15 protein-coding genes are annotated in these 17,634 nt (G+C 73.8%); 8 read left to right on the forward strand and 7 right to left on the reverse strand.

The features are described 5' to 3' along the window. Positions 1–78 precede the first annotated feature (78 nt). On the forward strand, positions 79–1,752 hold the full coding sequence (gene paaN, locus ACWD5O_RS05495) for a phenylacetic acid degradation protein PaaN (protein ID WP_354963544.1): 1,674 nt from the start codon (positions 79–81) through the stop codon (positions 1,750–1,752). Between the two features lie 188 nt (positions 1,753–1,940). Here paaN and ACWD5O_RS05500 read toward each other — a convergent pair whose 3' ends face one another. After that, a complete protein-coding gene (locus ACWD5O_RS05500) occupies positions 1,941–2,471 on the reverse strand; it encodes a GNAT family N-acetyltransferase (RefSeq protein ID WP_354963545.1) in 531 nt (176 codons plus the stop codon). Between the two features lie 402 nt (positions 2,472–2,873). Between ACWD5O_RS05500 and ACWD5O_RS05505 the strand changes: the two genes are divergently transcribed. The 3 genes from ACWD5O_RS05505 (at position 2,874) to groL (ending at position 6,217) form a co-directional block, all read left to right on the forward strand. Next, positions 2,874–3,077: a cold-shock protein gene (locus tag ACWD5O_RS05505; protein ID WP_089018748.1), complete on the forward strand. Its 204-nt coding sequence runs from the start codon at positions 2,874–2,876 to the stop codon at positions 3,075–3,077. Positions 3,078–3,328: 251 nt separating this feature from the next. Continuing rightward, positions 3,329–4,321 (forward strand): hypothetical protein, encoded by a 993-nt coding sequence (locus ACWD5O_RS05510; protein ID WP_354963546.1) that lies wholly within the window; start codon positions 3,329–3,331, stop codon positions 4,319–4,321. A gap of 273 nt (positions 4,322–4,594) precedes the next feature. Further along, positions 4,595–6,217, forward strand: coding sequence for a chaperonin GroEL (gene groL / locus ACWD5O_RS05515; RefSeq protein ID WP_354963547.1), 1,623 nt, complete (start codon positions 4,595–4,597; stop codon positions 6,215–6,217). Positions 6,218–6,273: 56 nt separating this feature from the next. On the opposite strand, the gene ACWD5O_RS05520 is transcribed toward groL, so the two are convergent. The 3 genes from ACWD5O_RS05520 to ACWD5O_RS05530 form a co-directional block, all read right to left on the reverse strand. Then, on the reverse strand, positions 6,274–6,519 hold the full coding sequence (locus ACWD5O_RS05520; protein ID WP_354963548.1) for a hypothetical protein: 246 nt from the start codon (positions 6,517–6,519) through the stop codon (positions 6,274–6,276). Positions 6,520–6,604: 85 nt separating this feature from the next. Continuing rightward, positions 6,605–7,540, reverse strand: coding sequence for a GNAT family N-acetyltransferase (locus ACWD5O_RS05525; protein ID WP_354963549.1), 936 nt, complete (start codon positions 7,538–7,540; stop codon positions 6,605–6,607). 49 nt (positions 7,541–7,589) lie between these two features. Next, entirely contained in the window at positions 7,590–10,070 is a 2,481-nt protein-coding gene (locus ACWD5O_RS05530) for a S8 family serine peptidase (protein WP_354963550.1), read from the reverse strand. Between the two features lie 79 nt (positions 10,071–10,149). Between ACWD5O_RS05530 and ACWD5O_RS05535 the strand changes: the two genes are divergently transcribed. Then, positions 10,150–11,967 carry a glycerol-3-phosphate dehydrogenase/oxidase gene (locus ACWD5O_RS05535; RefSeq protein WP_354963666.1) on the forward strand — a complete coding sequence of 606 codons (1,818 nt, stop codon included), beginning with the start codon at positions 10,150–10,152 and terminating at the stop codon, positions 11,965–11,967. A gap of 88 nt (positions 11,968–12,055) precedes the next feature. Further along, positions 12,056–12,592, forward strand: a complete 537-nt coding sequence (locus tag ACWD5O_RS05540) for a hypothetical protein (RefSeq protein WP_354963551.1) — start codon at positions 12,056–12,058, stop codon at positions 12,590–12,592. A gap of 21 nt (positions 12,593–12,613) precedes the next feature. On the opposite strand, the gene ACWD5O_RS05545 is transcribed toward ACWD5O_RS05540, so the two are convergent. After that, positions 12,614–14,014, reverse strand: a complete 1,401-nt coding sequence (locus tag ACWD5O_RS05545; protein WP_354963552.1) for an FAD-binding oxidoreductase — start codon at positions 14,012–14,014, stop codon at positions 12,614–12,616. A 68-nt stretch (positions 14,015–14,082) separates the two neighbouring features. On the opposite strand from ACWD5O_RS05545, the gene ACWD5O_RS05550 reads away from it, so the two are divergent. Next, positions 14,083–14,367 (forward strand): DUF4031 domain-containing protein, encoded by a 285-nt coding sequence (locus ACWD5O_RS05550; protein ID WP_387324400.1) that lies wholly within the window; start codon positions 14,083–14,085, stop codon positions 14,365–14,367. Here ACWD5O_RS05550 and ACWD5O_RS05555 read toward each other — a convergent pair. After that, the gene (locus ACWD5O_RS05555; RefSeq protein WP_354963554.1) at positions 14,339–14,995 is read right to left on the reverse strand and encodes an HD domain-containing protein; all 657 of its coding nucleotides are present in this window, start codon (positions 14,993–14,995) and stop codon (positions 14,339–14,341) included. The two genes, ACWD5O_RS05550 and ACWD5O_RS05555, sit on opposite strands and share 29 nt — an antisense overlap. 139 nt (positions 14,996–15,134) lie before the next feature. On the opposite strand from ACWD5O_RS05555, the gene ACWD5O_RS05560 reads away from it, so the two are divergent. After that, complete coding sequence (locus ACWD5O_RS05560) at positions 15,135–16,337, forward strand: FUSC family protein (RefSeq protein WP_354963667.1); 1,203 nt, start codon at positions 15,135–15,137, stop codon at positions 16,335–16,337. A 44-nt stretch (positions 16,338–16,381) separates the two neighbouring features. Here the strand turns inward: ACWD5O_RS05560 and ACWD5O_RS05565 are convergent, their stop codons facing one another. Further along, on the reverse strand, positions 16,382–17,632 hold the full coding sequence (locus ACWD5O_RS05565; protein WP_450084753.1) for an aminotransferase class V-fold PLP-dependent enzyme: 1,251 nt from the start codon (positions 17,630–17,632) through the stop codon (positions 16,382–16,384). Positions 17,633–17,634: the final 2 nt, after the last annotated feature.

Genomic DNA, 17,634 nt, shown 5'->3' on the forward strand with positions numbered 1-17,634 from the left:
CCGACCTCCGCGCGGCCTGCTGCGCTGTCGGGCATTGGCGCTTCTGCTCCCGGACACGGCTGCGGCATGATGGCGGGCATGACGGAGACCCCGCATCCCCTGTACGACAGGCACGCCGACACCCTCAACCGTGCGCTGACCGCGATCACGGAGCGGGGCTACTGGTCCGCCTATCCCGAGTCCCCCAGCCCTCGCGTGTACGGCGAGACCGCCGCCGCCGACGGTAAGGCCGCCTTCGAGGCGTACCTGGGTGGCGACTTCCCGCTCGACCAGCCGGGCGCTGGCGACCGGGTCGCCACCGAGGCGAGCCCGTTCGGGGTGGAGCTGGCGGTGCGCTACCCGCACGCCGGCACCGACGAGCTGGTCGCCGCCGCCACCGCCGCGCTGCCGGCCTGGCGCGACGCCGGCCCGCAGGCTCGGGTGGGCGTCTGCCTGGAGATCCTCGACCGGCTGCACAAGCACATCTTCGAACTGGCCAACGCGGTGCAGTTCACCAGCGGGCAGGCGTTCGTGATGGCCTTCCAGGCCGGTGGCGCGCACGCGCTGGACCGGGCGCTGGAGGCACTGGCGTACGCGTACGCCGAGATGACCCGGCACCCGGGGACGGCCGGCTGGGAGAAGGCCGCCGGCAAGGGCGACCCGCTGCGGATGACCAAGACGTTCCACGTGGTGCCGCGTGGGGTGGCGCTGGTGATCGGCTGCAACACCTTCCCGACCTGGAACTCGTACCCGGGGCTGTTCGCCTCGTTGGTCACCGGCAACCCGGTGATCGTCAAGCCGCACCCGCGCGCGGTGCTGCCGCTGGCCATCACCGTGAAGTACGCCCGGGAGGTGCTCGCCGAGGCGGGCTTCGACCCGAATCTGATCATGCTGGCCGCCGAGGCGCCCGGCGAGAAGCTCGCCAGCGACCTGGCCCTGCACCGGTCCGTGAAGATCGTCGACTTCACCGGCTCCACCGAGTACGGCGACTGGCTGGAGACGCACGCCCGGCAGGCGGCGGTCTACACCGAGAAGGCCGGGCTGAACACGGTGGTGATCGACTCCACCGACGACTTCGCCGGGATGTGCCGCAACCTCGGCTTCACGCTGACCCTGTACAGCGGCCAGATGTGCACCACCTCACAGAACATCTTCATCCCCGCCGGTGGCATCGAGACCGACCAGGGGCACAAGAGCTTCGACGAGGTGGCCGGCGGGATCGCCGCGGCGGTCGGCAAGCTGACCGCCGACCCAGCCCGGGGTGTGGAGCTGACCGGCGCCATCGTCAACGACGGGGTGCTGGAGCGGCTGGCCGAGGTGACCAAGGTCGGCGAGCCGGTGCTGGAGTCCCGGGCCGTGGCGCACCCGGCGTACGCCGACGCGGTGGTGCGTACCCCGACCATCGTGAAGCTGGCCGCGGACGACGCGGAGACCTACGGCCGCGAGTGGTTCGGGCCGATCTCGTTCGCCATCGCCACCGAGTCCACCGCGCACAGCCTGGAGCTGCTGCGCCGGACGGTCGGCGAGAAGGGCGCGTTGACCGCGGGTGTCTACTCCAGCGACGAAGCGGTGCTGGACGCGACCGAGGCGGTGGCGGTCGAGGTCGGGGTGCACCTGTCCTGCAACCTGACCGGCGGGGTCTTCGTGAACCAGTCGGCGGCCTTCTCCGACTTCCACGGCAGCGGCGCCAACGCGGCGGCCAACTCGGCGCTGACCGACGGGGCGTACGTGGCGAATCGGTTCCGGATCGTGCAGTCGCGTCGGCACGTTTGATCTTTGCTTTGGTTGCGGTTGGGGTTTCCGGGGCAGCCCGCCCCGCTCCGGGCGGTCAGGCTTGATCCCTGCGCGGGGCGGGCTGCCCCGGAAACCCTTTCGGGGCACGCTGGTCGGGAGGCCGCCCGGCCGTGGGTGGGGTGGGTCTTAGTCGGGTCTTGCCTTTTTGATGGTCTTTTGGTTTTGGTTTAGGCGGGTTTGCGCATCTGGAGTTCGGTGAGTGCGGGGATGGTGGGGTGCGGGACGCGCACGCCGGTGTCGACGAAGCCGAGTCGTTGGTACGCCCGGTAGGCCCGGTCGTTGCCGACCACCACCTCCAGCATCAGCTCGGGCCGCCCGCACGACCGTGACCAGGCCGCCACCGCGTCGACCAGTTCGGCGAGCAGTCCACCGCCCCGCCAGGCGGGGGTCACGTAGACCGCGTAGATGACGGTGAGGCCGGTTTCGGTCGGGGTGGCCGTGCCTCCGGCGTGCCCGACCAGCCGGCCGCCCGGGTCGGCGACGAACTGCGCGGTGTCGGACCCGATCGAGGTGTACGCGACCCGGGCGGCGTAGTCGGCGTGCGGTCGGGCCGCCGCGTCGGCCAGGGTCTCCAGGAAGGCCAGCGGCGCGTCGGCGAGCATCTCCAGGCGCAGCGCCCGCATCCGTGCGGCGTCCGCCGGCAGGACCCGGCGAATCTTCGCCTGCCGTGGGGCGGCCCCGCGCGGATAGGTGGTCATGCCCGCATGCCTATCACAGCGTCGGGCGGCGACTCCGGCCGCGCCCGCCGCCGTCGGCCACCTTCGAACGGCCCGGTCACCGGGCGCCGCGCGCTGGACGCCCCGGACCGTTGTTCCGACATCCCGCTGCGCGGTCCACGCGCCCGGCGTCGCCCGTTCACGTCGCCTGCGGCAATCACCGGCGTGAATCTGGGTGATCGGAAACCGGGGCCGAGGGAACGGGGCCGGGGCGATCGGAATATGCCCGATTTGTGGTCGTGCGCGGCCGTCACTCCTCGTGTAGCGTGCGATTTCGGTCACCGTTTCAGCGGCCGTCATCGATCGCCGGAACGGTGGCCCGGAGGCGCCCGGCCCTGCCGCGCGCCGGGGCAGGCAACGCCGCGCAGAGTGAGGAAGTGCACCGTGGCACAGGGCACCGTTAAATGGTTCAACTCCGAAAAGGGCTACGGCTTCATCGCCGTCGACGGCGGTCAGGACGTGTTCGTCCACTTCTCCGCGATTGAGATGGACGGCTACAAGGCGCTGGACGACGGCCAGCGGGTGGAGTTCGACATCGCGCAGGGCCAGAAGGGCCCGCAGGCGGAGCGGGTGCGCGTCATCGCCTGAGTGGGCCGACGCCGGCTCGTCCCGGAGGGCCGGGGCTGCGTCACGCGGCCGGACCCTGGAAGATCGTGAACCATTCCAGCCGTTGCTGAGGAGGGTTCATGTCCGACCAGCCGCCCCCGGCCTCCCCACCCCCGGGTCAGCCCGACCCGTCCGGCCCGCACCCGGCCGCGTCAAGTCCTCCCGCTGGTGACCCGACCGCGCCATCCCCCTGGGGCCCGCCGCCGGGTGCCCCTCCCGGCTGGGATCCGAGCGTGCCGCCCGCCTGGGGGCCGCCACCGGGCGCGCCTCCGCAGGGTTGGGTGTTCCCGCCCACCGGCGGCTACCCGGTCGGCGCCGGGCCGTACGGCGGGCAGCCCTGGTACCCGGGACCCCCGGCCTCCGGGTGGTATCCGCCGGGCCTCGATCCGGCGGACCGGCTGGTCACCCCACCGGGGGCCGGGCTGGGCGCCTGGTTCGACCGGTGCGTCGGCGCGGTCCGGCGTGGCTGGCGACTGCTGCTGCCCATCCTGCTGCTCACGCAGGTGCTGCCGGCGGCGGTGCTGTCGGTGCTCTCGCTCGGGCTGGACCCGACCGCGAAGTGGGAGACGACCGCCGTCGAGGAGTCGACCTCCCTGCCGGACACCTTCTTCACCGACCTGGCGACCATGTTCCTGGTGCTCATCGGCGGCAGCCTGCTGATCGGGTTGGTGCAGGCCGTGGGCTGGGCGGCCGGCACCTGGGTGATCACCCGTCAGGCGGTCGGTGAGCCGGTCAGCCTGGGGGAGGCGCTGCGCTACGGCCTGCGCCGCGCGCTCGGGCTCTGGGGCTGGACGCTGCTGATCGGCGTGATCGTCGGCCTGGGCGTCTGCTTCTGCGTCCTCCCCGGCATCTATCTCGCCTTCGCGCTCAGCATGGCCGGGCCGGTCTATCTCTTCGAGCGGGAGAACCCGATCGGCCGGTCGTTCCGGATGTTCCACGACCGGCTGGGGCTGCTGCTGGGTCGGGTGGCGCTGGTGGCGGCGGCGCTGATCGTCGGCACTGTGGTCGCCGGCGTGCTGGAGGGGGTCGGCAGCGCCCCGTTCGGGGCCGACCCACTCGCCACCCCGGGTTCCGCGATCGGCGTGGTGCTGGTGATCGCCGTCGGCGCGGTGCTGGCCCTCCCCGTCCATCTCGCGCAACTGGTGGGGCTGCTGGTGACGTACGCCGAGCAGCGGGCCCATGAGGGGCCGGTGAACGGCGCCGGACTAGCCGCGGAACTCCGTTGACCGAGGCGTTCGTGCTTGCACTCGGCAGGGGAGAGTGCTAAACAAGTCATTGGCACTCGCATACCGTGAGTGCCAATGGTCGGGACGGTGGGGCCAGGGTCGCGCCGGCGCGGAGACGCCGGGGTGACACATGGCCGGTCGTCGCGGGCTATCCGGCCCGGCCGAAGGACGTCGTCGTCGCCAGGTGGCGACGTCCCAAGGTGCGTACACCAGGCGGCCCACCCGGGGCACACATCTCGGGTGGCCCGTGAGTGTCCAGGAGGACAACGCCGTATGGCCAAGATGATCGCGTTCGACGAAGAGGCGCGCCGCGGCCTCGAGCGGGGCATGAACCAGCTCGCCGACGCCGTAAAGGTGACCCTCGGCCCCAAGGGCCGCAACGTCGTGCTCGAGAAGAAGTGGGGTGCCCCCACCATCACCAACGATGGTGTGAGCATCGCCAAGGAGATCGAGCTCGAGGACCCGTACGAGAAGATCGGCGCTGAGCTGGTCAAGGAGGTCGCCAAGAAGACCGACGACGTTGCCGGTGACGGCACGACGACGGCGACCGTCCTGGCCCAGGCCCTGGTTCGCGAGGGCCTGCGCAACGTGGCCGCCGGCGCCAACCCGATGGCCCTGAAGCGGGGCATCGAGGCTGCGGTCGCGAGCGTCTCGGAGGAGCTGTCCAAGCTCGCCAAGGACGTCGAGACCAAGGAGCAGATCGCTTCCACCGCCTCCATCTCCGCTGGCGACAGCACCGTCGGCGAGATCATCGCCGAGGCGATGGACAAGGTCGGCAAGGAAGGCGTCATCACCGTCGAGGAGAGCAACACCTTCGGGCTGGAGCTGGAGCTCACCGAGGGTATGCGCTTCGACAAGGGCTACATCTCGGCCTACTTCATGACCGACCCGGAGCGCATGGAGGCCGTCTTCGACGACCCCTACCTCCTGATCGTCAACAGCAAGATCTCGTCGGTCAAGGACCTGCTCCCGATCCTCGAGAAGGTCATGCAGTCGGGCAAGCCGCTGCTGATCATCTCCGAGGACATCGAGGGCGAGGCCCTGGCCACCCTGGTCGTCAACAAGGTCCGGGGCACCTTCAAGTCCGTCGCCGTCAAGGCTCCGGGCTTCGGTGACCGCCGCAAGGCCATGCTCGCCGACATCGCCATCCTCACCGGTGGCCAGGTCATCAGCGAGGAGGTCGGCCTCAAGCTGGACGCCGTCGGCCTCGACATGCTGGGCCGCGCCCGCAAGGTCGTGGTGACCAAGGACGAGACCACCATCGTCGACGGTGCCGGCGACGCCGACCAGATCCAGGGTCGGGTCAACCAGATCCGGGCCGAGATCGACAAGAGCGACTCCGACTACGACCGTGAGAAGCTGCAGGAGCGGCTGGCCAAGCTGGCCGGTGGCGTTGCGGTGATCAAGGTCGGCGCGGCCACCGAGGTCGAGCTCAAGGAGCGCAAGCACCGCATCGAGGACGCCGTTCGCAACGCGAAGGCCGCCGTCGAGGAGGGCATCGTCCCGGGTGGTGGCGTCGCGCTGGTGCAGGCCGGCAAGACCGCCTTCGACAAGCTGGACCTGGTCGGCGACGAGGCGACCGGTGCCAACATCGTCAAGGTCGCGCTGGACGCCCCGCTGCGGCAGATCGCCGTCAACGCCGGCCTCGAGGGCGGCGTTGTGGTGGAGAAGGTCCGTAACATCGAAGCGGGTCACGGCCTCAACGCCGCCAACGGCGAGTACGTGGACCTGCTGGCCGCGGGCATCATCGACCCGGCCAAGGTGACCCGGTCGGCGCTGCAGAACGCCGCTTCCATCGCGGCGCTCTTCCTCACCACCGAGGCCGTCGTCGCGGACAAGCCGGAGAAGACCCCGGCTGCCCCGGCTGGCCCGGGTGGCGGGGACATGGACTTCTGAGTCCAGATCCGACACCGAACGGGGCGGGCCGCTGACGCGGTCCGCCCCGTTCGTCGTCAGGTGGGTAGCGGGCGCTGGTTGCGCCGCTTCTGCGCCCGGTCGTACGGCGGGGGCAGTTGGATCGGCGCGTCCACCATCTCCTGCGACTCCTCGGCCACCGGCTCGCCGTTGGTGGTCATCTCGGCCAACTGCTCGGCGTCGCCGTAGTCGAGCCGGTCGAGCGGCAGTTGGCCGGGGAGTTCGCCGACCGGTTTCCAGGTGACCTGCGGGCCGTCCTCGGTCTGGTCGTCATCCGTGGTCATGGCTGCCTCCTCTACCGAAACGGTAGGGGGCGTCGATGCCCGACGCGGGCGAATGGCACTATCTGAGTCTATATCCCATTCGCCCTTATTTGGCGTTCAGCGTCCGCCGGTACAGGAAGAAGACCCGCTCGATCCGGGCGCCGGCGCTGCCGGAGTAGAACGGCACCGGCCCCACCCAGCCGATCTGCGCCTGGTCCAGCCCCGCTTCCCGCTGATCGCGCAGGCAGCGACGCAGCAGCACCCCGCCGATGCCCGAACCCTCGGCGGCCGGCGCGGTACCCATCGGCCCGAACCAGCTCGGCCGAGACGAGCCGTAGGCGGCGAAGCCGAGCAGCTCGCCCGCCCGCTCCGCCACGTGGCATCCGGCGCCGTCGCGACCCACCGACCCGGCCAACTCGCCGTCCCACGCGCCGCCGAAGGTGGACCGGGCGAACGCCGCCAGCGCCGGAAGGTCCTCCGGCTCTGCCCGGCGTACCGTGATCCCCTGCCCGGCCAGCCGCCGCTCGGCCGCCTCGGTGGACCGCAACGCCGGCGACCCGTCGTACGACAGGTCGGCGGTCATGTTCCAGGCGGTCCGGTCCTGCTGGTAGCCGAGCGCCAGGGCGGTGCAGACCGCCGGCGTGTAACGCACGTCGATGCCCGGCCAGGCGTAGTACGGCGGGTTCCCGGCCAGCAGCACCTCGGTCACCCCGTGCTCGGCGAGCACCCGTTCGGCCCGCCCGAGCAGCGCCCGGCCGACGCCCCGACGACGCTGGTCCGGGAGCACCGCGACCAGGTCCACGTGCCCGAGAGCCGGGTCGGCCGACGACACCGAACAGAGCAGTACTCCGACCAGGTCCGCACCCCGGTACGCGCCCAGCCCCACCACCAGCCGGTCGGCGGCGGCCCGCGGCCAGAGCGCGTCCACGATGGCGGCCGCCTCGACGGCGTCCTCGGGCAGATCGAGCGCCTGCTCGCAGAGCCGCACCGCGGCGCGGGCCAGGTCAGGGGTCAGCTCGGTGACGGTGATCTCGGCGTCCATGGTCGCCGACCCTAGATCACCGGGTGTTGGTTCGTGCTCCCGCCCGTCCTCAACGCTGGGCGGCTTGGACGGCGGCGTACGCGTCGACCTGCCCGGCCCCCGTGACGTTCGCCGGTCCGCCGCAGGCGTCGGCCGGGTTGCGGGAGCGGTAGGTCGGCACGGCCGGCGTCGCGGTGTCCCGCAGGATCTGCCGGGTTCGGGCCAGGTCGCCGACCAGCTCCGGGTTGGCCGACCACATCAGCGCGACCACCCCGGCCACCTGCGGGGTCGCCATCGAGGTGCCGTCCAGTTTGGCGTACCCGCCACCCGGCATGGCCGACACCACGCCCACGCCGGGCGCCAGCACGTCCGGCTTGCCCGGACCGCCCGGCACCGGCCCACGCGAGGAGAACTCGGCCACCCGCCGCTGTGCGTCCACCGCGCCCACGGTCAGCACGTCCGGATACGGCGCAGGCGGGTCGTCGATCGACGCGCACCACGGCCCGGTGTTGCCGGCGGCGGCGACCACGAAGATCCCCGCGGCGTCCAGCGCGGCGGTGGCCGGCCGCAGCACGTTCCGGTCGCAGCCCTCGATGGGCGGGCAGCCCCACGAGTTGGTCAGCACCTGCGGGGCGCGCTCCGGCCGGCCGTCGGTGAACGGGTCGCCGCCGGCGGGGAAGGGCGCCAGCATGAACTGGAGGCAGTCCAGGTAGTGCCCGGGGCTGCCCAGGTTGCGGTCCAGGTTGACGCAGCCCACCCACTGCGCGTCCGGCGCCACCCCGATGCCGTCCCGCCCGACCGCGCTGCCCACCGTGTGCGTGCCGTGCCCGCCCTGGTCGGTCGGGGTGCGGGTGCCGTCCCACGGGTCGTACCAGGAGTCGTCCCCGCCGCGGAACCCCGCCCGCAGCGCCGGGTGGGCGCCGTCCACGCCCGAGTCCGAGCTGCCCACCACCATGCCCGCGCCGGTCACGCCGAGCTGCGACCAGACCCGGTCGGCGCCGAGTTGGCGGATGTTCCACTCCGGGCCGGTGGGCGCGGCCGCGGTGCCCCGGTTCTGCCCGGCCGGGGCCGGCAGGGGCCGCAGTCGCTGGCTGACCAGCACCCGGGCCACCTCCGGACGGCGTGCGAGCCAGGCCCGCACCGCCGGACCGCCGTCCACCTCGACCGCGTTCACCAGGTAGTACGGCACCGGATCGAGCCGCAGCCGGCTCAGCTCCCGGCGCAGGTCGGTCTGGCTACGGTCGGCGGTCGTCACGAGCCGCCGGTAGACCTCCGCCGCGCGGGCGTCCCGTCCGGCCCGGCCCGGAGCGCCCGCTGGCAGGCCGGTCAGGTCGGCCTGCTCGCGCAGCACCACGAGCAACCGCTCGCCGTGCAGGCCGGGCTGACCGGGCCCGAGGTCGACCACGCCCACCGCGACCAGCAGCACCGCCGCGGTGAGCGCGGCGACCCGGCGACTCGGGGTGCGGGCCGCGCGCCGGGCCAGCAGCACCGCGTACCCGATGGCGACCAGGGCCGCGACGGCCAGGCCGGCGCCGGCGGTGGCCGCCACCCAGAACGGCACATCGCGGGTGCCGACCAGCAGCAGGGTGATCTCTTCCGGGTCGGTGAAGGCCAGCGGGCCGAGCGTGGCCAGACCCACCAGCCAGCCGGTCGCGGCCCGACCGGCGCGTACGGCGTCCATCGCTTGGTCGGGCGCGTGCGTCGCGCCGTCGGCGGCCGAACGCCAGGCCGCGGCCCACAGGGCGGCCAGCGCGAAACCCACCGGCGGCAGGGTCAGCAGCGCGGGTAGCTGTGCACCGGACTGGCCGGCGCCGGCGGCGAGCAGCAGCAGCGCCACCCCGGCCACCAGGCCGCCGACCAGCACCAACCGCGCCGGCCGGGGCGGCTGGCCGACCGCGAACCGGGACCAGAAGGGAGCGTCCAGCAGCGTCGCGGCGAGCACCCCGAGCGTGGCGGCAGCCAGCACGGCGAGCGCGGTCTCCAGCAGCCCGCCGAGCGCGCCCAGCCAGGCCCAGGGCAGCAGCAGCGCGAGCCCGGCGGCGACCGCGAGCAGGGGCACCGGGCGGGTCGTCGCGCGGGTCCCCGACCGGGCCGGCCCGGCGGAGGCCGACCGACGTGCCGACCAGCGCAGGACGAGCGCGGTGAGCGCCGCCGTGCCGGCGAGGGCGGCCAGGTACGCCTCGTGGTGCACCGGCGGTACGACCCGCGGCAGCGTGAGCACCCCGAGCGCGAGCGCCGCAGCCAGCCACGCCCGCCCGGTGGCCCGGACCGCGGCCGACCGGGGCAGCAGGGCCAGCAGCAGCGCCGGCGTGCCCACCAGCACGACGGTGGCCAGGCCCAGCACCGGCCAGAGCCAGCCCACCCGGTCCCGCCCGAAGCCCAGCAGCACCTGGTCGGTGAGCCAGCCACCCGCCTGGGTGGCCACGGTCACCGCCACCGTCCAGCCGCCGGCCAGCACGGCCGCTACCACCGGCCACGGGTTGGGCCGGCGTGGTGGCGACGGCTGGTGGGGCGGTGGTTGACCAGCGGGTGACGAAGAGCCGACCTGCATGACTCGCACAGTACGGGGCGGGCGGCGCATGCCGACACGCTGGCGCGGCGGTTACGGTGGACAGGTGCGTGACCCCAACATCTCCCGCTCCGTCGCCGGGCAGCTCTCGCCGGTGCGCCGGGCCGCCGACCTGCGCCGACTCCGCGCGGAGCGCTTCGACGTGCTGGTCATCGGGGGTGGGGTGACCGGTGCCGGCGCCGCCCTGGATGCGGCGTCCCGGGGCCTGAAGGTGGCCCTGGTCGAGGCGCGCGACCTCGCCGCGGGCACCTCCAGCCGGTCCAGCAAGCTCATCCACGGCGGCCTGCGCTATCTGGAGCAGTTGGAGTTCCACCTGGTCCACGAGGCGCTCACCGAGCGGGGCCTGCTGGCCACCCGGCTCGCGCCGCACCTGGTCCGCCCGGTGCCGTTCCTGGTGCCGCTGCCGGCCGGTAACGGCCTGCGGGGTCTGCCCGCCCGCATCTTCCGCCGCTCGTACTACGGCGCCGGCGTGGCCACCTACGACGCCTTCGCCGGAGTCTTCGGCGGTGGCCGGGGTATGCCGCTGCACCGGCACCTGACCCGGGAGGGGGCCCGGCGGATCTTCCCGAGCCTGCGGGCCGACGCGCTGGCCGGGGCGATCCGCTACTACGACGGGCAGGTCGACGACGCCCGGCTCGTGGTCACCCTGGCCCGCACCGCGGCCAGCCTCGGCGCCACGGTGGTGAGCAGCACCCGTGCGGTCGGGCTGATCCGGCAGGCGCGCGAGGTGACCGGCGTCCGGGTCCGCGACCTGGAGGCGCCGGCCGGCTCCCCGGACGCCGAGTTCGAGGTGCAGGCCCGGACCGTCATCGCCGCCACCGGCGTGTGGAGCGACGACATGTCCCGGATGCTCAACGACGTGGGCCTGCGGCCCGGCATCCGGGTGCGCGCCTCCAAGGGGGTGCACCTGGTGGTGCCCCGCTCGGCGATCACCGGCGAGACCGGGCTCATCCTGCGCACGGCGAGTTCGGTGCTCTTCGTCATCCCGTGGGGCGGGCACTGGATCATCGGCACGACGGACACCGACTGGCGGCTGGACCGGTCCCACCCGGCGGCGTCGGCCCGCGACATCGACTACCTGTTGGAGCAGGTCAACGTCGTGCTGGACCGGCCACTGACCACGGCCGACATCGAGGGCGTCTACGCCGGGCTGCGGCCGCTGCTGGCCGGTGAGGCCGACTCCACCTCGAAGCTCTCCCGGGAGCACGCGGTCTTCGAGCCGATGCTCGGGCTGCTGCTGGTGGCCGGCGGCAAGTACACGACGTACCGGGTCATGGCCTCCGATGTGGTGGACCGGGCCGCCCGCCGGCTGGGCGGCACCCGCCCGTCGCGCACCGCCGACCTGCCGCTGCTCGGCGCGGACGGTTACCCGGCCATGTGGCGGGATCGGGCCGACCTGGCCCGGCGGCACGGTGTGCCGGTGGGTGTGGTGGAGCACCTGCTGGAGCGGTACGGCACTCTCACCCTGGATCTGCTCGCGCTGATCGACGCGGATCCACTGCTCGCCTCCCCGCTGGCCGGCGCGCCGGAGTACCTGGCCGCGGAGGTCGCCTACGCGGCGCGGGCCGAGGGCGCGCTGCACCTGGAGGACGTGCTGACCCGGCGGACGCGGATCTCCTTCGAGACCAGCCACCGGGGGCTGGAGTCGGCGGAGCACACCGCCGAGCTGATGGGCGCGGTGCTCGGGTGGGACGCCGCCACCCGGGCCTGCGAGGTCGAGCACTACCGCGCCCGGGTGGAGGCGGAACGGCAGTCTCAGCAGATGCCGGACGACGCCGCGGCGGACGCGGTCCGGCTGGGCGCCCCGGATGTACGGGGTTACGCGGCGGACCGGGGTGGCGACGACGATCAGGCCGAGTTGCGTCCGTCCGCTCGGTGACGAAAAATAACGTTACCGAAGGGTAACCATCGATACCGGCCCGGATGGTGGTTTCGGCTGCTATCTAGGGTGGGGTAGGTTTCCGCGCGTGCTTTCCCGCGCGCGCTCCCGCCTGCTCATTCCTCTCCTCGCCACGGCGCTCGCCGGTGCGCTCGCCGGGTGTTCTCTGTTCGACCGCGACACCGGCGGCACACCGACTGCGCAACCGCCGGTCGGCACGGCGGCCGGCGGGCCGGTGCCGGAGATCCCGACGACGGTCGCCGCGGGTCAGGTCAGCCTTTTGCAGCGGCTCGGTGCGGACGGCCCGATACGCACGCTGAGCGTCGAGCGGGACGGCACGTGGCAGTGCCTCGACTGCGCCGGTGACGGCGTCACCTCCCGGGGCCGGCTCGCCCCGGAGCAGACCGAACGGCTCCAGGTGCTGCTGGCCGACCCGAAGCTGGCGAACGAGACCGATCAGGTCCGGCAGTACCGGGTCACCTGCATTGACGCGCTGACCTCCAGCCTGCTCACCTCCGCCGGGCTGATCACCTCGCAGGACTGCCCGGGCGAGGAACGCCCGCCGGTCGCCGGGGAGATCCTGCTGCTGCTCACCCAGGCGACCCCGGCCGAGGTCAAGGGCTGACCCCGGCCGAGGTCAGGTCAGTCAGAGCACCTTGCCGGGGTTGAGCAGACCGGCCGGATCCAGCGCCGACTTGATCGCCTGGTGCACCCGGACCCCGACCGGGCCGATCTCCTGGGCCAGCCAGTCCCGCTTGAGCAGCCCCACCCCGTGCTCACCGGTGCAGGTGCCACCCAGGGCCAGGCCGAGCCGCATGATCTCGTCGAACGCCCGCCGACCCCGCTCCACGCTCGCCGGGTCGGCGCGGTCCACCACGATGTTCGGGTGCATGTTGCCGTCCCCGGCGTGGCCCACCACGCCGATCGGCACCTCGCACTCCGCCGCGATCCGGGCCACCCCGTCCAGCAGCGCGGCGAGCGAACCGCGCGGCACCGCCACGTCGTCGATCACCAGACCGCCGTTGCCACCCGGGTACGCGTCGGCGGCGAACTTCTCCATCGCCGGGTGGGCGAGCCGCCGGGCCTGCAGCAGCGCCGCCGCCTCCACCGCGTCGGTGGCCGCGTAGACCTCGTCGGCCCCGGCCGCCTCGCACACCTCGGCCAGGCCGGCCAGGTCGTCGGCGGCCCGGCTGCCGGTGTCCGCGGCGGCCAGCAGCAGGGCCTGCGCGTCCGTCCGCAGCCCCATCGGCTGGTACGCCTCGATGGCCCGCAGGTGGGTCTGGTCGAGCAGTTCCAGCAGGCTGGGAGTGAGCCCCCGGGCGGCGATCGCGGCCACCGCCGCGCCGGCCGCCGCGGTGGACGGGAAGACCGCCACCAGGGTCAGCGAGTCGGCCGGTGCGGGCCTGAGCGCCACGGTCACCTCGGTGATCACCCCGAGGGTGCCTTCCGAACCGACGAAGAGCCGGGTCAGGTCGTAGCCGGCCACTCCCTTGGCGGTACGCCGGCCGGTGCGCAGCACCTCGCCGGAGGCGAGCACCACCTCCAGGCCGAGCACGTACTCGGTGGTCACGCCGTACTTGACGCAGCACATGCCGCCGGCGTTGGTGGCCACGTTGCCGCCGATGGTGGACGACTCCCAGGAACCGGGGTCCGGCGGGTACCAGAGCCCCTGCTTGCCGACCGCCGCGGCCAATGTCGCGTTGACCACCCCGGGCTGGACCACCGCGATCCGGCTCACCGGGTCGATCTCCCGGATCTCGTCCATCGCGACCGTGCTCAGCACCACCGCGCCGTCCACCGCGTTCGCCGCGCCGGCCAGCCCGGTCCGCGCGCCCTGCGGCACCACCGGTACGCCGTGCCGCGCCGCCGCCCGCATCACCGCGACCACCTGCTCGGTGTCGCGGGGGCGGGTCACCACGAGCGGGGTGCCGGCGGCGCAGAGGTCGGCCTCGTCCCGCTCGTGCATGCGCAGCAGGTCCGGGTCGGTGAGCACGACGCTCTCGCCCAGCGCGGCGCGCAGCTCGTCGATGAGTGCAGTGGGGGCCATGCAGCTGAGGCTAGGTCGCCCGCCGCCGATCATCAACATGATCGTCTGCGCGGGCTAGCTTGGGCACCATGCTCTACCTGGACCGGCCTGCCTGGCCGTGGCGCGGTCGGCTCTGGTCACATCTGATCAGCGACCTCTCGTACGCCGAGTTGCACGCCTTCGCCGAGGCGCTGGGCGCGGCCCGACGCGGTTTCGACCGCGACCACTACGACATCCCGGCCGACCGGTTCGCGGCGGCGGTGTGGCTCGGGGCCCGGGTGGTGTCGAGCCGGGAGCTGGTGCGGCTGCTCCGCGACGCCGGCCTGCGTCGCCCGAAGCACCTGGTCAACCCGCGCCCTCCGGCGGCCCGATGAGCGTGGCCAGCTCGCGGCGCAGGTTTGCCCGGGCCGGCTGCTCCCACCGGCTCGACAGCGGCGGCAGCCGGAACAGCGCGGGCAGCGCCAGCAGCCCGCTGAGCACCCCGGCCCGTCCGGCCCGGAAAGCCGGCTCCGGCACGTGTGCGTACTCCTGCCGGACGGCGGCGGCGTAGCGGTCGTACGCGGCCGGCGGCGCGGCCAGCACGGCGAGGTCCGCGTCGCAGAGCAGGGCGCCGTCCCGGTCACCTGGCGCCACCGCGTGCCCGGCGGTGAGCAGCACCAGCCGGCGCACCTGGGCCACCGCGGGCGCCGGCACGCCGAGCGCGCTGAGCACGCTCCCGGCCAGCGTGGCGCTGTCCCGTTCATTGGCGTCGCCGGCGGCCCGCGGGTCGTAGACCGCGTCGTGGCACCAGGCAGCCAGCCGGACCAGGTCGGCCCGGTCGGCCAGCCCGGCGTGCCGGTCCACCACGTCGAGCACGGCGGTCAGGTGGCCCACCGTGTGGTAGTGCCGGTGCGGCTCCCGCCAGCGGGCGAGCAGCTGCTCCCCGGCCCGCGTCGAGCCCGCGCCGGGTTTCGCTCCGGCGCCCCGGGCCGCCGCCCGCCACCGGTCCAGCAGATCGGCCACCGCCCGAGTCTGCCGCATCCTCCCGCCACGTGCGGAGCGGGAGGATTCAGTAGGCCTGCCTCGGGTAGTCGCGCCCATGGCCGTGGCCCGGGACAAACGACCTCCGTTGGTGCGGCGCACCCCGCTGCGTGAAGGGCTGGTGGACGTCGACGGCGCGCGGATCGCCGAGGCCACCGAGGAGCTGCGGCACCGTGGCCGGGCCACCCTGCACGACCGGCTGCACCGGGTGCGGATGGCCGGCGGGCTGGCCGTGCAGGCCGGGCTCGCCGCCGGGCTGGCGTACTTCATCTCGCACCGGGTGCTCGGCAACCCGCAGCCGGTCTTCGCGCCGATCTCCGCGGTCGGCACCCTGGCCGCGTCGGTCGGGCAGCGGTTTCGCCGGACCGTGGAGCTGATCGTCGGGGTGGGGATCGGGGTGGCCATCGGCGACTTCCTCATCTACCTGCTCGGCACCGGGGCGTGGCAGCTCGGCCTGGTGGTCACGGTGGCGATCCTGCTCACCATCTTCGCCGGGGCCAGCGTGGCCATCGTCATCCAGGCGGCCGCCACGGCGGTGCTGATCGTCACGCTGAGCCCGTCGACCCAGAACCTGGAGATTCCGCGCTTCGTCGACGCGTTCCTCGGCGGTGGGGTCGCGCTGCTGGTGACGGCGGTGCTGCTGCCGCTGAACCCGCTCCGGGTGATCAACCGCGCCGCCCGGCCGGCGCTGGACCTGCTCGCCGCCCAGCTCGACGCCACCGCCGACGGGCTGCGCAACCAGGACCGCGCCACGGTCCAGCAGGCCCTGGAGCGGTTGCGGAACAACAAGGAGGAGCTGGCCACGTTGGCCGAGGCGATCGAGGGGGCGAAGGAGACCGCCACCCTGTCCCCGGCCCGCTGGCACCGGCGCGACGAGCTGACCCACTACGCGGAGGCGGCGGATCCGATCGACCGGGCGATGCGAAACACCGGCACGTTGATCCGCCGGTCCGTCACGCTGATCGAGGACGAGGAACCGGTGCCGGATCCGATGCCCGACGCGATGAACCACCTCGCCGAGTCGGTCCGGTTGCTCAAGCACGAGTTCGCCGTGGGCGAGGAGCCACAGAAGGCCCGGGAGAGGTCACTGCGGGCGGTCAGCGAGGCCGGTCGGGCGTACGGCGCCGGGGTCGGCTTCTCGGGCAGCGTGGTGATCGCCCAGATCCGCACCACGGCGAGTGACCTGCTGGTGGCCTCCGGAATCGAGCAGGAGGAGGCGAACCGGTGCATCCGCACCGCCTTCGGGGAGCAGGAGCGGCCGATCGGTGAACCGGCCGAGCCGGGCGAGAAGCCGAAACCGCCCACCGCCCCACCGGTCGGCTGACCGCACCGCCGGCCGGCCCGGCTCACGCCACCGGCCGGCCCGGCTCAGCCCAGCGTGGCGAGGGCGGCGAGCAGCCGGTCCACCTGGCCGGGCGTGCTGCCCAGGCCGATGCTGGCGCGCAGCGCGGTGGGCGGCAGATCCCGCCGGCCGGTGCGCCCCGCCGCCTCGGTGAGCAGCCGCCGCGCCAGCGGGTGGGCGCAGAACAGCCCGTCCCGTACGCCGATCCGGTGGTCCGCGGCCAGCCGCGCGGCCACCTCGGCCGAGTCCCACCCGGCGACCACGAACGAGACGATGCCGACGCGGGGCGCGTCCGGGCCGAAGGTGCGCAGCTCCACCACGTGCGGCAGGGCGGCGATGCCGGTCCGCAGCCGGGTCAGCAACGCCTGCTCGCTGGCGGCCAGCGTCGCCTGGTCCGCCCCGGCCAGCGCCGCGCACACCGCGGCCAGCGCCACCGCACCGAGCAGGTTCGGCGTGCCGCCCTCGTGCCGGGCCGGGCCGGTCGCCCAGGTCACGTCGTGCGTGGCCGGCCCGACGTGGCTGGTGGCGCCGCCGCCGGCCAGGTACGGCGGAGCGGCGTCCAGCCAGTCCGCCCGGCCGACCAGCACGCCCGCGCCGAACGGCGCGTACAGCTTGTGGCCGGAGACGGCCAGGTAGTCCACGTCGAGCGCGAGAAGGTCGACCGGTGCGTGCGGGGCGAGCTGTGCGGCGTCGAGGACGATCCGTGCCCCATGCCGGTGGGCGACCCGGGCGAGCTCGGCGACCGGCCAGCGCTCGCCGGTCACGTTGCTCGCCCCGGTCACCGCGACCAGCACCGGCAGCGCCGGGTTGCTGTCCCGGCGCAGCTCGGCGAGGGCGGCGGCGAGGGCGCGTACCGCCTCGGCGGGCTCGGTGGGCACCGGCAGCCGTACCGAGCCACGCGGCCAGGGCAGCAGGTTGGCGTGGTGCTCTCCGGCGAAGGTGACCACCGTCGTGCCGGCGGGCACCGCCCGCGCCAGCAGGTTCAGCGCATCCGTGGTGTTGCGGGTGAAGATCACGTGGTCGTCGGCGCGGGCGCCGAAGAAGTCGCCCACCGTCTGCCGGGCCCGCTCGTAGGCCAGCGTGCAGCGCCGGGACAGCGCTCCCGCGCCCCGGTGCACGCTCGCGTACCAGGGCAGCAGCTCGGACACCGCGTCGGCGGCGGCCCGCGCACACGGCGCGGTGGCCGCGTAGTCGAGGTTGATCTCGCCCGGTACGCCGAGCACGTCGAGCGGCCGCGACGGGGCCGGCGCGGGCGTGCTGCCGGACCGGGTGGGCAGCG

This window comes from Micromonospora sp. NPDC005161, from assembly GCF_053599855.1.

Coding starts and splice junctions, on each gene's coding strand:
- ACWD5O_RS05520 (WP_354963548.1), bottom strand. CDS start 6,519: ATGACCACGGATGACGACCAGACCGAGGACGGCCCGCAGGTCACCTGG.
- ACWD5O_RS05550 (WP_387324400.1), top strand. CDS start 14,083: ATGCTCTACCTGGACCGGCCTGCCTGGCCGTGGCGCGGTCGGCTCTGG.
- ACWD5O_RS05530 (WP_354963550.1), bottom strand. CDS start 10,070: ATGCAGGTCGGCTCTTCGTCACCCGCTGGTCAACCACCGCCCCACCAG.
- ACWD5O_RS05500 (WP_354963545.1), bottom strand. CDS start 2,471: ATGACCACCTATCCGCGCGGGGCCGCCCCACGGCAGGCGAAGATTCGC.
- paaN (WP_354963544.1), top strand. CDS start 79: ATGACGGAGACCCCGCATCCCCTGTACGACAGGCACGCCGACACCCTC.
- ACWD5O_RS05545 (WP_354963552.1), bottom strand. CDS start 14,014: ATGGCCCCCACTGCACTCATCGACGAGCTGCGCGCCGCGCTGGGCGAG.
- ACWD5O_RS05525 (WP_354963549.1), bottom strand. CDS start 7,540: ATGGACGCCGAGATCACCGTCACCGAGCTGACCCCTGACCTGGCCCGC.
- groL (WP_354963547.1), top strand. CDS start 4,595: ATGGCCAAGATGATCGCGTTCGACGAAGAGGCGCGCCGCGGCCTCGAG.